Consider the following 11461-nt stretch of genomic DNA (forward strand, 5'->3'; position numbering starts at 1 on the left):
TGCGACAATCGAGTTTATCACACGCTCTTTCCCTATTAGGGAGTGGGTTGTTCTAGGTGCTGAACTTGATAGAGATCGTAATAATGTCCACGCTGTTCCATTAATTGCTGATGATTACCTTGTTCAGCAATCTCTCCTTGATTTATCACAATAATTCGGTCAGCATGCGTGATGGTTGAGAGTCGATGAGCGACGATAAATGTCGTACGATTCGCAGCAAGCTTTTCTATCGCCTCTTGAATCAAATGCTCACTTTCAAGGTCTAATGCTGAAGTCGCTTCATCCAAAATTAAAATTGGTGGATTTTTTAAAAAGACACGTGCTATCGCAATGCGTTGCTTTTGCCCACCAGAAAGCTTGACACCACGCTCTCCTACAAGAGTTTGATAACCTTGTGGTAATGCCTCAATAAAATGATGAGCATTGGCGGCTTTAGCGGCCTGAATCACCTGTTCATTGGAAGCATCAGGATCTCCCATTCGGATATTCACTGCAATTGACTCACTGAACAAAATATTATCTTGCAATACCATCCCGATTTGATCCCGCAATGAGCGAGCTTGAACCGATTTTATGTCAATCCCGTCAATTCGAATCGCTCCAGAAGTTACCTCATAAAACCTAGGAATCAAACTAATTAAAGTTGATTTACCTCCACCACTTATTCCGACCAAGGCAATCGTTTCGCCCTTATTGACATGTAAATCAATATCCTTCAATACACTTACTTCATCCTCCTGGTATTGAAAATGGACATGATCGAATTCGATTTCTCCTTTAACAGGTGGCATGGCTTGAGCATTTTTATCATCTTTAATGTCATACTCTTGATCAATAAATTCATAGACGCGATCCATTGAAGCAATCGATTGAACAAGAGTGGTTGATGAGGAGATTAACCGTCTTAATGGTGCATAAACTCGATCCATATAGCTGACAAACGCCACCATAGTCCCAAGCGATAGACCACTGGTGATAACAAAATAGCCAGCGAAACCAACTACAACAAGAGGCCCTAAGTCGGTGACAGTATTCATAACAGCAAATGTTCGGGCGTTCCACTCGGTATGGCTAAGAGCTTGATTAAGAAAACGTTGATTACGCTTGGTAAATTGTTTTTGCTCGTAATCCTCCAATGCAAAGCTACGAGTAACAGGAATCCCCTGGACACGTTCATGGAGATGTCCTTGCACCTCTGCTAAAGCTTGAGAGCGTTGACGTGTCAATTTTCTTAAGCGGCCATAAAATATTCGAACTGCTAGCGCATAGACTGGAAATAGAGCAAGCGAAATAAAGGTTATTTTAGCATCCATGGTAAACATAATGATCATGGCAATCACAATGGTTGTCATATCGAGCCAAATATTCATCAGGCCAGTCATAATGAAATCCTTCGTTTGTTCAACATCGTGGATGACGCGTGAAATGATTTCACCCGTCTTCGATTTAGCATAAAAACCTAAGCTAAGTTTTTGGATATGATCAAACAATTGCTCACGAATATCAAAAAGGACTTTATTCCCAACCCATTGTGCTAAGTATTGTCTAAAATATTCAACAGGTGGACGGATCACAGCAAAAATAATGAAAGCAATAAATAAAAGCCAAAACAACTGGTCCAGCCTTTCGCTAACCGATAGATTTGGTACAGTCACAATATCATCAATGATATATTTAACGAATAAAGGCATTAGTAATGGGATAGCAAATTTAATTATTCCGATAATGATCGTTAGAAGAATCCGCCATTTATATGGTTTTACAAAGGATAAATACCTACGGATACTACTCATTTGATCGACTCTCCTTTCTCCACACAACAAAGTCTTGTCATCTTTTACTGACAAGACTAAGCGATCTTCTTATTGAGGCTTTGCAAAATGTCACTAGCTGATATGCAGTTTCTCAATTGTTTTTTACTAACGCATATGCTTAAAATGGTAAAACTCCTGCTAATCATTTAGCGACTTTTTTGATTACACATTCTTACAAGCGATAGGTTAAAAAGAGCTCGTACAATTGTTCAATTAATTCATGTGAAAAAGGACCCTTTCTTTGCCTAATCATAAAAGTTAGGTGATTTACATTGTCCCACAAGATGCGGTCAAGAACACCTGGATATTTCATTTGCTTTCGATGCTGTTCATACTCATCCTCATCAAGTAATGTATAGGTCATATCCGGAAACACCTTTACATCAAGATCATAATCGATATACTTAACGGCACCTGATTCAAACACATATGGAGAGCTCATGTTACAATAATAGTGAATTCCATCTGTACGTAGCATACTGATGACGTTAAACCAATGTTTGGTATAAAAAAAACAAATCGCTGGTTCCCGGGTGAGCCAGGAGCGACCATCATTTTCGGTTACCCGTGTTCGATCATTCGCACCAATGACACGTGTGCTTGTTGCTTTTAGGATCGTTGTTTCCTGCCAAGTACGATGGAGTTGCCCATTATGCTTATAGCTCTGAATCTGTATGGGTAATCCGGGTTTTGGGCCAGCCATCATATCAACCTCTCTGTAACTAATAACTACTCTTATTATAAACGTTCTTTAAATAAAAGAAAACAAATTGAATCATTCTGCCACTGCGCCTACATTTAAAAAAAACTCGGCATCCTTCAATAGCAAGTACCGAAGTTTTACTTATCCTATCGACAAACACAAAATAATAATCGAATAAAGTGAAACTTCGTTCATTGGGGGCCATTCACTGAACGTTAGTTGAACCAATCGGGCCGTTACTGGCTGTTACATCTCCCACTTAGACATGACGCGTCCCCTTATTTTTTCCAGTCAGAGGCTTACAAAAGCCATTCGATGGGGCGAGTAATCGCAAACCCAGCCAGTTACACTGCGATAAAAAGGATTGACAAAATCAGATCTATTTGATGTTCTAAAAATTAAGGATCTTCGATTGGTACCTTATCAATCTTCAGTACATCTTTGGGAATTAAATGCTCAGCAAATCCTTCCCCTATACCCAACCATAAAAAGAGCTCTCGCCACAGACGAAAGCTCTTTTTATGCGATATATCGGGATGTTACTGCTTATTTTGTTGCGATTGTTGATTTTGTTTTCTTACTTGTTGTGTATCGGTTTCAGAAGCAAATTCAGTCCCGAATTGTCCTTGACCTTGTTGTGCTTGTTGGTTTTGACGTTTAACGTGCTGAACATCTGTTTTTTGAGTTTGGTTTTGATTTTGGTTTTGATTTCTAGCCATTTTATATCACCTCCACATCGATTAATGTAACCAATTTCGTGATTAATATGCTAGAAAAATTCAACAGTCTAATAACTGTTGGATGACTTTTTGATGCGATACCGGAAATGGGAATTCACTTAATTGATCTCTAGTAACAAGTCGTTGCTCATCGGCATGCTCACTCAAATCAGCTACATGGATATGGAAAACTGACAACTGCCAAATAACATGTGAAAATACGTGCTTGACAGGCTCAAGCATTTTAACTTTGGATGCTTCTACTCGAAAGTATTCTTCAACAAAAGGGCGAATAAAATCTGGATCGATATTTTTTGGTTCAATCATTGGAAATTGCCAAAGCTGTGCTAATAAACCTGTTTCAGGTCTTTGTTCAATTAGTATTTCTCCAGCATTATTTTCGATAACAAACACATAATAATGTAAAGTCTTTTGTTTTTTTGCTGTTGATTTAACTGGAAGTTGAGCTTGAATATCTTCCTTATACGCCTTACAGTAGTCTTGAACTGGACAATTAAAACAATCGGGGTTTTTAGGACGGCATATTAGCGCTCCTAACTCCATCAAACCTTGATTAAAGCTTGAAGGATCATCTTTTGATATGATCTCCCTGACAATAGCTTCTATTCCTTTCCTTGTTCTGGCTTTCGCAATATCAGCTTCAATTTTTAATAGGCGGGATAATACCCGCATGACATTACCATCGACGGCTGGCTCTGGTTGATTAAAGGCAATACTCATTATAGCTCCTTGTGTATACGGACCTATCCCTTTCAAACGACTGAGTTGTTCACGATCTGCAGGAACCTTGCCTTGATATTTTTCCTGTACTTCCTGAACGGCTGACTGAAGATTGCGTGCTCGTGAATAATAACCAAGGCCTTCCCAAGCCTTTAAGACATCTTGCTGATCGGCTTGCGCAAGCGCAGTTGGCGTTGGAAATTTTTCGATAAACCGGTTAAAGAAAGGAATCACTGTATCAACCTGTGTTTGTTGGAGCATAATTTCTGAGACCCAAACTTTATACGGATCTTGATCTAGACGCCATGGTAAATCACGCTTATTTTGCTTAAACCAATCTACAAGAGCTGATTGGAAAGCTTTTGTGTCAAAATTCTTGATATATGTCATATACTCTTGTAATTTCATTATGTACTCATCCTCGTATTATAAAGTGAACCTTCGTTCAGTGGGGGGTTGACGCATAGGATGTGCTCGTACAAACGTTGCGGCACAACGTCGCGAACTTCGTCAGCTTCCTCTCCCCACTGAACGTTAGTTGAACCAATCAGGGCCGTTACTGGCTGGTGGATCTCCCACTTAGACATGACGTTTTCACTAATTTCTTAAAGTGGGAGTCTTACAAAAGCCCTTCGATGGGGCGTGTAATCGCAGCCCCAGCCAGTTACACTGCGATAAATTATAATAACCACGTTTAATTCAATAAAAAAATGGCTACTAATAACTATAGCACACATTTAACTTAATGATTAAAAATGTATATTAATCTTCGGAAGGGGCGAGTGAACATGGATACCGGTACCCATATTGCAATGGGAGTCGCAATTGGTGGTATGGCAACGCTTGATCCCGCTATACAAAATAATCCTCTTTTATTTGGTGCTGTTATGACCGGAACAATTATCGGTTCACAGGCACCTGATTTTGACACCATTCTTAAATTTAAAAGCAATGCTGTTTATTTACGGCATCACCGTGGTATTACCCATTCCCTCCCTTTAATCATTATTTGGGGGTTGTTGATTTCCGGTATTATTTATTTAATCATACCTAAACTACCATTCATCGTCCTTTGGCGCTGGATAGCACTGGCTGTATTTTTACATGTGTTTGTTGATATTTTTAATGCATATGGAACACAAGCATTACGGCCATTTACTAATAAATGGATTGCCCTCGGTTTTATTAATACCTTTGATCCAATTATCTTTGGTAGTCATCTTATCGGTATTGCACTTTGGTTGTTTGGCTTTAACCCTGCCATAACCTTTCTTACCATATATCTACTACTTGTCTTCTACTACTTAAAAAGATATTGGCAAAAAAAAGCACTTGAAAAGAAGGTTACACTCTATTATGGAAAGGTAGAAGATATTTACACATCGCCAACAATTAAACAAAACATTTGGCGATTAGCCATTAAGACCGAAGATAGTTTCTATGTCGCTAGGGCAATTGAAGGAAATATCCAAATAGTCGACCACTTTCAGCGTATCCCGATCCCTAATAATAAAATAATGGCAACGGTTAAAACAGATAAAAACGTAGCAGCCTTTCTATCCTTCTCATCTATCTATCGTTGGGAACAAATCGAGTACGCCGATTATACAGAAGTACGCTTTATTGATCTACGCTATCGCGCTAAAGACCACTATCCCTTTGTTGCCGTTGTAAAAATAACTGATGATCTGAAAATTATTAGTTCTTATACCGGTTGGGTTTTCTCTGAAGCAAAGCTTCAGGACAAATTAATCATTGAAGATATTTGAGCTAGCCATCGATTGAAAGTCAGTCGTTATTGAAACAGCATAAAAAATGGTTCCAAACATTAACTGGATCGTTTGGAACCATTTTTGTAGGATTGCGATTGATTAGTGATCGCTGTACCCCAGATCAAAATATATTCTTGATAGAAAACAGCTAATTAGTTCAAGTACTGATCAACAAACATGTCAATCTGTTCAAGACTAAAACCTTTTTGATAAAGGAATCCTTTAACTTTCTGAACGAGTTGAAAGCCTTCTGTTTTACGACTATAACGCTCAAACGCTTTTTTTCCTTGATATACAATAGCATTCCACTCTTCTTCATTATTATAATCATTAGCATTGGCTAGAGCTTGTTCAATAACATCCAGCTCAAACCCCTTTTGCATTAAAGTCTGCTTATACTTTAATTGCGTTTGTCGATGTGATTGTCGACTTGTTCGCTTAGACTGTTTAGCTAACCACTTTTGTACTTTAGCAATTTGTTCCTCAAAAGTATACCGTGTTAAAGCCTGGTTAATGATCGTTTGGGCAACTCCCTTTTCTGTAAGTTCTCGTTTGATCGATTGTGGCCCTTTCGTACTCGTTTGCTTCCTCGTATCAACGAAAGCAACGGCAAATGCATGATCATCAAGTAGTTTTTCGGATATTAGCCGGTTTATAATCAAGGTAACCTGCTCTGGGTGATATTCTTTTTCAACTAAATACCCTCGCATCTCTTGAACGGATCGCACTCGATAGCCTAAATAAACCAGGGCCTGTGAATAGCCTTTTTGTAAGTTATCTTTATCCCTCAAGCTTTCAATTGTAGCTTGGTCTAATTTAAGACCCTTTTTTAATCCTTCTCGAATTAATAGGTCCTCTTCGACGCTAAAGGCATAGCTTTCATTTCCAGCTTGATCTGTTAGAAAAATATTATAGCGATTTTGTTTTTTCTGGACAGTAATTTTTGTAATAGTGAACACTACACGATCACCTCTCCTTGACTATTATAGCATGACAAGAACAGATATTGACATAGACGAGCTACCAGATCTAACGCGTAATAAACTAGCAATTGGACAAACTATATTGACGAGACGATGCTAGTTATATTGTAGACGCTTAGTTAATGTTTCAATCGCAGCTTTTTTTGCCTCCGCAAGGGTTTCGCCAAATCCATAACTGGTTGTTGTGTTCGTCCATTCAAGTTCCAGAGCCAATTGCCAAACTGGGATCTTATCTTCAACCTCTAGCTTTAGACAGATCCAATCTGGGTAACCTTGTATACTTGAGAAAGTAATCGATTGTTCAAATGCTGTAAAAAACTTCAGATCATTCGAATTCTGTTGCCACTCATGTTTATTAATAAGTAAACATCCTACCACATAACCACCCCTCAAACGTTCTTAATAAGAACATTTTACTACATGTCCTTACTAAGAACAACAAGAAATGTAAATAAAGACCTAAATCATGTTAGGATTACCACATAACTTTAATTGAATGAGTGAGTGATTGGAATGGTTAGCTCGCAATTAGCAGCAAATATCAAATATTTTCGTAAACAATATAACTGGACGCAACAAAAGCTTGCCGATGAATTAAAGGTTTCACGGTCTGTTATCGCTAAATGGGAAAATGGCGATGTTTTACCTGACTTAACATCCATCATCAAGCTTAGCCATGTCTTTAAACAATCGATTGATCATTTATTAGGTCTAAATAGATATTCAAATCAATTTCTCAATGATTTTCAACAATTTTATGAAACGAAGCATGATAATGGAGAGGTTATAGATGAGTCATTATTAAGTGTAGTGGATTACCTAATTAAAAATCCACCGTTAAAGGAGCAAATTGTACAATTAAGTCAGCTAACCGTAAAGCAACAAAGAGCGGCCTTACGGATTTTAAAAACAACGATCACTGAGACTAAACGTCTTTAGCCATGCGAGGCTTAACAAGCTCGAGATACAGTCTCAGAAACAAACAGTTAGAGATATTAGAAATATATGCTATGATCGTCTGAGAACAAGCTATAATCAAATGCGCTTTGACCTATTTACGTCGGATTTTATCGAGCTATGCTCGATAATTTTTTTTGAGAAGCTGCGGCATCATGTTTTACTTAATTCAGTCGGGGGTTGTATCCCTACCGCATGGTAGACCAATAGGCATTTCTTCTCACCACTTATAAATTGAATTTTCGTACAGTGGGGGGGCCATCCTCCACTAAACGTTAGTTGAACCAATCGGGCCGTTACTGGCTGTTGGATTTCCCCCTTAGACATGACGTGTTCCCTTACTTCTTTAGCGGGAGTCTTACAAAAGCCCTTCGATGGGGCAAGTAATCGCAGCCCCAGCCAGTTACACTGCGATAAAGCGGGAGATTTCTGCCGAGTGAAGCCAAAAGGTGTCATGATCACTTTGAACTGAACTTTCTCTCCAATCACGAACGGCTAACCCCCTCATTTTTGACAGGAGTCAGCCGTTCTTTTTCCGCACCCTATTTTCTTGATAATTCAACTTCAGCTTCCTTTACAAGGTATTTGCAGCTGTTCTCTCCCTTTGCAATACAAGTAACGCGCTCGACCTGGTCTGTGCCTAATACTTCTTTGAAAAGCTGAAGTTCACATTGACAAGGTTTATCATATCGGTCAGCAATAGCAGCAATCGGACAGTTAAATTGTTCAAATGAGAAAATTAAGTCATGATCTTCCGTTCTCTGTTCTTCATGGTATTCTGCCATATAACCGTTTTCTCTTTGAACCTCAACGAGTTGCTTTACCCGTTCCTTTAATGGATCGTCTTGATAAATACGACGTCGGTAAGTTTTCCGCATCCGCTGCTCTCTATTTTCAAATAATTTATCAATCGCCTCATTCCCCATACTATCTTGAATATCTTGGAGAATTTCGACAGCAATTTTGTCATAATTGGTCGGAAAGAGATTATGGCCTTGATCAGTTAAACTATAAAAAATAACGGGCCGCCCCATTGGTTGGCGCACTGTTCTAGCTTTAACCAGCCCTTCACCCTCTAGTTTAACAAGATGCTTTCTTACCGCCATTTCAGTAATATCTAGATATTCTTTTAAACCGCTTACTGATAATTCCTTACTCTTTTTTAATAGTTGTAAAATCGCTTCTCTTGTCGACATATCTTTCACCACTCCCAACACCTGCCTTTATGACTCTATCTTACCGAAAAAAGTTTGTGAAGTAAATAACAAACTTTCCTTTTTATAGTTATTTATTTAGAAAGTTTGCATTTTAGACAAATTTGTCACATTATAATTTCCAAGCATAAAAACTGACAATTTACTCAGATTAAGATATAATTTGAAATTTAATAAAGCATCTTATAAAAAGGAGTGGGATACCATGGGTATTGTTATTGTCGAAATCTGTGAAAGCAACCTTTTACAAACAATAGAAGCCGAACAATTATTTGAATCAGAATACCCTGAAGTATCTGTTCTAATAAGTGAGTGTCTCTCTTTTTGTGGACTGTGTCGATTAAGACCCTATGCACTCGTTAATGGGAGAAGAATAAAAGGAAAAGACGTGGACGACTGCATTGTTAACATTAGAAAGGCTATCGAGGAAGAGCTTACCCTCTTCTACTCTTAAACCTATACAATTATTTAACAAAGTGCAATTAATAACCGACTCAACCATAGTAATCAAGCTTATCAACAAGGTAGAAAGTGGGTTATTAATATTCTAAGGCACATGGCTATAACTGCCATGTGCCTTTTTTGATCGTTCAATCTGTTGTACCCATATCAATTGATTACAATTGAAATTCTTCAATTAAATTATTTAATTTATGAGAAGAGCTTAGTAAACTACCAGCACCTTCTGCAACTTGTTCCATAGCTCCGGAAGCTTCTTCTGCTGAGGCCGAAGCTTCTTCAACACCTGCAGCAGACTGTTCTGAAATAGAGGCAATCTCTTGAACAGAGGCATTGACACTTTCACTATCATTTGCAAGTGCTGTTAAGCCTGTCATCACTGTTTGAACGTGTGCTGTCATGTCAGCAATCGCCTGCTCAATTGACTCAAAACGAACACCAGTTTCCTCAATGTCTTTTGTTCCTTGCGCCACTTCCTGATAACCTTTTTCAAGTGCTGATGATACAAGTTGTGATTCTGACTGGATCGTTTGAACAATTTGAGTGATATCGACAACAGAGTGAGCAACTTGCTCAGCTAGCTTTCTTACCTCGTCTGCTACTACTGCAAAACCTAACCCATGCTCACCAGCACGTGCCGCTTCAATGGCAGCATTTAATGCTAATAAATTGGTCTGGTCTGCTATATCCTTGATAACAGATACAAGCTTACTAATTTGTTTAGATTGACGATCTAAACCATCTACTTTACTTACTGCTTCTTTAACAATATGATCAATACTCTCCATTTGCTCAATTGATTTAGTCATATAACGACTACCCGCTTCGGTTTGTTCCAATACACTGGAGGATGATTGGTTGATTGTTTCACTACTTGCATTTATAGTCGTAATTCTCTCAGCAAAATCCTTCATCGTTCCAGCTAAATTGCTAGCAAAGCTCGCTTGCGATTCAGTGCCAGATGCTAATTCTTCCATTGTGGCGGCAATTTGCTCCGCTCCAGATCTGACATCATGAGCAGATTGATTTAATTGTTCACTTTGACTACTAACGATAAAGGATGTTTCCTTAATTTGATTAATCATATGAATAAGCTGCTGCTTCATTTCATTCATCGATTTGGCTAATAATCCAATCTCATCATTGCCTTGATAGTCAATGGCCTCAACGGTCAAGTCACCACTAGAAATCCGTTCACTGACTACAACTACTGCTTTTAAGCGTTTTGAGACATAGCGTGTCAGAAGAATAAGTAATATAATTCCAATTACGAAAGATAGAAACATAGAAGCAACTAATACGGTTAAAGCAAACTGCTGACTAGATTCAGCATTTAAAACTGCTTCATCACGTTCCTCTATAATAAGTTCACGCAAATATTCTAAATAGGCAGTTGTTGTAGCTGTTAAGGAACTAAATCGGTTACTATACAGACGCAATAAAGTTTCATCTTGTTCAGCAGCATTTAACACGTCCTCAAAAAACATTTCATCAAGCTGGTTGTTGTGATCTACAACTTCTAAATATAAGGTTTGTTGCTGCTCACTGTTTATATTTTCTGCCAAATAATTGAGGAGTTCTTCTACTCTAGCTTGTTTTTCTTCATATTCATTACGATGTGATTCATTTTTAAATTGGATGAACGCTGTAGCTGATAGAGATTTAGATTGGATTAGCTGGCTCAATTCAGTCGTCAGTACTGCACGATCTCCTTGGCGTTCTGATATTCGCATATCTCGCTGTGCATCTCTAATCGCATAGGCTACTAATCCAGTTGAGGTCAACAAGAGAACAAAAATAATCAGAAAGATTGAGCCGTACTTCCAGCCGATTGAAAGGTTATGTAGACCAAATTTATGAGCTGATTTAGCTTTAGATTGTTTAGGCTGCCTTTGCTTAAGGAAGGGCTTTACGTTAATCGAGTTATTCGCTTTTTTTCCTTTTAAAGGCCTTAGCTTCACCTGTCTTAAACGCTTGAACATGGTGTTTTCCCCTTTCTATAAAACGCTTTCATTTGTTGATAAATATAGTTCATCGGACAGACGAACTATATAATCATATAGTATACTTCTTTTACAGATAATACAAGTTTAAATTAC

The 11461-nt window shown here is 38.2% G+C and carries 11 protein-coding genes; 3 read left to right on the forward strand and 8 right to left on the reverse strand.

Features of this window, described 5'->3' with window-relative positions; all coding sequences use genetic code 11:
• Nucleotides 1-35: 35 nt before the first annotated feature.
• The 4 genes from ASE01S_RS07990 to mutY all read right to left on the reverse strand — a co-directional run bounded on the left by ASE01S_RS07990 (nucleotide 36) and on the right by mutY (nucleotide 4385).
• Nucleotides 36-1793 carry an ABC transporter ATP-binding protein gene (locus ASE01S_RS07990; RefSeq protein ID WP_067840787.1) on the reverse strand — a complete coding sequence of 586 codons (1758 nt, stop codon included), beginning with the start codon at nucleotides 1791-1793 and terminating at the stop codon, nucleotides 36-38.
• A gap of 193 nt (nucleotides 1794-1986) precedes the next feature.
• Complete coding sequence (ntdP, locus tag ASE01S_RS07995; protein ID WP_067840789.1) at nucleotides 1987-2517, reverse strand: nucleoside tri-diphosphate phosphatase; 531 nt, start codon at nucleotides 2515-2517, stop codon at nucleotides 1987-1989.
• A 539-nt stretch (nucleotides 2518-3056) separates the two neighbouring features.
• The gene (locus ASE01S_RS08000; protein ID WP_067840792.1) at nucleotides 3057-3236 is read right to left on the reverse strand and encodes a gamma-type small acid-soluble spore protein; all 180 of its coding nucleotides are present in this window, start codon (nucleotides 3234-3236) and stop codon (nucleotides 3057-3059) included.
• Between the two features lie 60 nt (nucleotides 3237-3296).
• Nucleotides 3297-4385 carry an A/G-specific adenine glycosylase gene (mutY, locus tag ASE01S_RS08005; protein ID WP_245630340.1) on the reverse strand — a complete coding sequence of 363 codons (1089 nt, stop codon included), beginning with the start codon at nucleotides 4383-4385 and terminating at the stop codon, nucleotides 3297-3299.
• Between the two features lie 380 nt (nucleotides 4386-4765).
• Between mutY and ASE01S_RS08010 the strand changes: the two genes are divergently transcribed.
• Entirely contained in the window at nucleotides 4766-5746 is a 981-nt protein-coding gene (locus ASE01S_RS08010) for a metal-dependent hydrolase (protein WP_067840794.1), read from the forward strand.
• Nucleotides 5747-5901: 155 nt separating this feature from the next.
• Here the strand turns inward: ASE01S_RS08010 and recX are convergent, their stop codons facing one another.
• Both recX and ASE01S_RS08020 read right to left on the reverse strand, forming a co-directional pair.
• A complete protein-coding gene (recX, locus tag ASE01S_RS08015) occupies nucleotides 5902-6708 on the reverse strand; it encodes a recombination regulator RecX (RefSeq protein ID WP_067840797.1) in 807 nt (268 codons plus the stop codon).
• A 120-nt stretch (nucleotides 6709-6828) separates the two neighbouring features.
• Complete coding sequence (locus ASE01S_RS08020) at nucleotides 6829-7110, reverse strand: hypothetical protein (protein WP_067840800.1); 282 nt, start codon at nucleotides 7108-7110, stop codon at nucleotides 6829-6831.
• A gap of 135 nt (nucleotides 7111-7245) precedes the next feature.
• On the opposite strand from ASE01S_RS08020, the gene ASE01S_RS08025 reads away from it, so the two are divergent.
• A complete protein-coding gene (locus tag ASE01S_RS08025; RefSeq protein WP_067840803.1) occupies nucleotides 7246-7671 on the forward strand; it encodes a helix-turn-helix transcriptional regulator in 426 nt (141 codons plus the stop codon).
• Nucleotides 7672-8231: 560 nt separating this feature from the next.
• Here ASE01S_RS08025 and ASE01S_RS08035 read toward each other — a convergent pair.
• Entirely contained in the window at nucleotides 8232-8885 is a 654-nt protein-coding gene (locus tag ASE01S_RS08035) for a helix-turn-helix transcriptional regulator (RefSeq protein WP_245630341.1), read from the reverse strand.
• Nucleotides 8886-9108: 223 nt separating this feature from the next.
• On the opposite strand from ASE01S_RS08035, the gene ASE01S_RS08040 reads away from it, so the two are divergent.
• On the forward strand, nucleotides 9109-9357 hold the full coding sequence (locus ASE01S_RS08040; protein WP_067840810.1) for a YuzB family protein: 249 nt from the start codon (nucleotides 9109-9111) through the stop codon (nucleotides 9355-9357).
• 163 nt (nucleotides 9358-9520) lie between these two features.
• Here ASE01S_RS08040 and ASE01S_RS08045 read toward each other — a convergent pair whose 3' ends face one another.
• Nucleotides 9521-11344, reverse strand: coding sequence for a methyl-accepting chemotaxis protein (locus ASE01S_RS08045; RefSeq protein ID WP_067840812.1), 1824 nt, complete (start codon nucleotides 11342-11344; stop codon nucleotides 9521-9523).
• Nucleotides 11345-11461: the final 117 nt, after the last annotated feature.

Source organism: Amphibacillus sediminis NBRC 103570 (assembly GCF_001552275.1).
GTDB classification, from domain to species: domain Bacteria; phylum Bacillota; class Bacilli; order Bacillales; family Amphibacillaceae; genus Amphibacillus_B; species Amphibacillus_B sediminis.